The sequence below is a fragment of the Streptomyces sp. FH025 genome, assembly GCF_017427025.1.
Classification (GTDB): Bacteria; Actinomycetota; Actinomycetes; order Streptomycetales; family Streptomycetaceae; genus Kitasatospora.
Window position 1 is genome coordinate 1 of record NZ_JAFLNG010001002.1, and the last position, 2070, is coordinate 2070.

Annotated in this window: 2 protein-coding genes; both read right to left on the minus strand. The window is 75.8% G+C overall.

Annotation, left to right across the window (positions count from 1 at the left end; genetic code table 11):
• Positions 1 to 291: 291 nt before the first annotated feature.
• Positions 292 to 804 (minus strand): hypothetical protein, encoded by a 513-nt coding sequence (locus J0670_RS36635; protein ID WP_207817101.1) that lies wholly within the window; start codon positions 802 to 804, stop codon positions 292 to 294.
• 173 nt (positions 805 to 977) lie between these two features.
• A partial coding sequence (locus J0670_RS36640) for a PLP-dependent aminotransferase family protein (protein ID WP_207817102.1) occupies positions 978 to 2070 on the minus strand: 1093 nt, incomplete at its 5' end.

Below are 2070 nucleotides of genomic sequence, written 5' to 3' on the forward strand. Positions count from 1 at the left end.
CGCCGCGACCTCGCCGGGCGGCCGCGCGGCGGCCTCCGACCGTCAACCCGGCACACCGGCGGAACCGCCCCGCCCCAGCGCACGGCCAGCGCGAAAGGCCCGTCAGGTGCCGACCCGGGGGAAGCCGGCACCTGACGGGGGAACGGGGGGAGGATGCGCAGAACGGGCTGCGCCGGGGAGAGTTGGCACGCCGAGCACGCCGAGCGCACCGCGCCCGCCGAGCGCGGCCGGGCACCCCGAGCGCGGCCGGGCACCCCGAGCGCGGCCGGGCACCCCGGGTGTGCCGCCGGGTCAGGCGCAGGCGACCCGGGTGCCGGGGATGTCGACGATGCCCGAGTTCTTGGCCTCGCCGCCGTTGTACTCGTAGTACAGGTAGGAGTAGAAGTCGATCCGGGTCGCGTCGCCGCAAGCCGAGTCGGGGGCGATGGTGTAGGTGACCTTGAAGCTGCTGCTGGCGCCCGGGGCGAGCGGCACGTCGTACCGCGCGATGCCGCCGTGCACGTTGTCGCTGCAACCGTTGGTCTGGTTCCCGCAGGCCGTGGCGGTGAACTTGAGCCCCTTCTCCAGGCTGGTCCCGTAGGTCTGCTGGATGCTCTGGTACACGAACTGGATCGGTGTGTCGTACGGGTTGGTGAGCGTCAGGGTGAGCGTGAACTCCCCGCCCCGCGCGGTCGTCTCGCGGTCGGAGACGGCCGTGAGGGGCAGCGGGCTGTCGGCCCGGGCGGGAGCGGCGGACAGGAGCAGTCCCACGGCGACGGCCGGACACGCGGCGAGCGCGGCGCGGCTCAGAAGTGTTCTGCGCATGTCCAAGGAGCGTAGGGGTCGGCTCCGCCGGGGTTGCCCCGCTCGGACCGAAGCCGTACCGACGCAGGAGCGGCGAGCGGACGCTGGGGACCGGTCGGCCGCGTTCCGCCCCGCCGGGGCCACCGGGGGCCCTATGCTTCGCCGTTCACCCCGGCACGGTGCGGTGAACGGGCTCAGGCCGGCGGCGGCAGGATGTCGCAGAGCGCCGTGAGCGCCGCCGGGTAGGCGTGGTCCGGCGGTGTGGCGTAGCCGACCACCAGGCCGTCGACGGCGGGCATCGCCTCCGGACCGATCGCCGGGTGCCGGTAGTCGGCGAGCCCCTCGACGGCCAGGCCCCGGTACGCGGCGGCCTTGAGCACCGACCGCTCGGTGCCCGGCGCCAGCCGCAGCACCGCGTGCAGGCCGGCCGCGATGCCGGTGACCTCGATGTGCGGGGCGCGTGCGGCGAGCTCGGCCACCAGCTGGTCGCGGCGGTCGCGGTAGCGGCGGCGCATCCGGCGGACGTGCCGGTCGTAGCCGCCGGAGTCGATGAACTCGGCCAGGGTCAGCTGGTCCAGGGCGCTGGCCCAGCCCTCGCGTTCGCCCTTGACCGCGAGCACCCGGTCGACGAGGTGGTCCGGCAGCACCATCCAGCCGAGGCGCAGCGCGGGGCTGAGGCTCTTGCTGGTGCTGCCGAGGTAGACCACCCGCTCGGGGTCGAGCCCCTGGACGGCGCCGACCGGTTGGCGGTCGTAGCGGAACTCGCCGTCGTAGTCGTCCTCCAGGAGGAGTCCGCCGTGCCCGCGGGCCCAGTCGACCACGGCGGCCCGGCGGGCGGCGTGCAGCGGGCCGCCGGTCGGGAACTGGTGGGCGGGGGTGAGCAGGACGGTCCGGACGTCCGGGTGTCGCGCCAAGTCGTCGACGCGGGCGCCCTGTTCGTCGATCGGCAGCGGTACGGCGGTGACCCCGGCGGCGGCGAGCAGCGCACGGTGGAAACCGAGTCCGTACGCCTCGACGGCCAGCGGCCCCTGGTCGGCGGGCGGCAGGACGGGCGCGGCGCCGTCGAAGAGCAGCCGCAGGGCGTGGGCGAAGCCGGAGCAGACCACGATCCGGTCGGGGTCGGTGCGCACGCCCCGGGCGCGGGCGAGGTAGTCGGCGAGGGCGGTGCGCAGTTCGCGCCGGCCTCGCGGATCGCCGGGGCCGAAGGCCTCGTTGGGGGCGGCGGTGAGGGCCCGGCGGGCGGCGGCGAGCCAGGCGGTGCGAGGGAAGGAGGCGGCGTCGGGCTGG

What these genes read in the sequence shown, in the direction of transcription:
- J0670_RS36635 (WP_207817101.1), bottom strand. Translation starts at nt 804, where the DNA reads ATGCGCAGAACACTTCTGAGCCGCGCCGCGCTCGCCGCGTGTCCGGCC.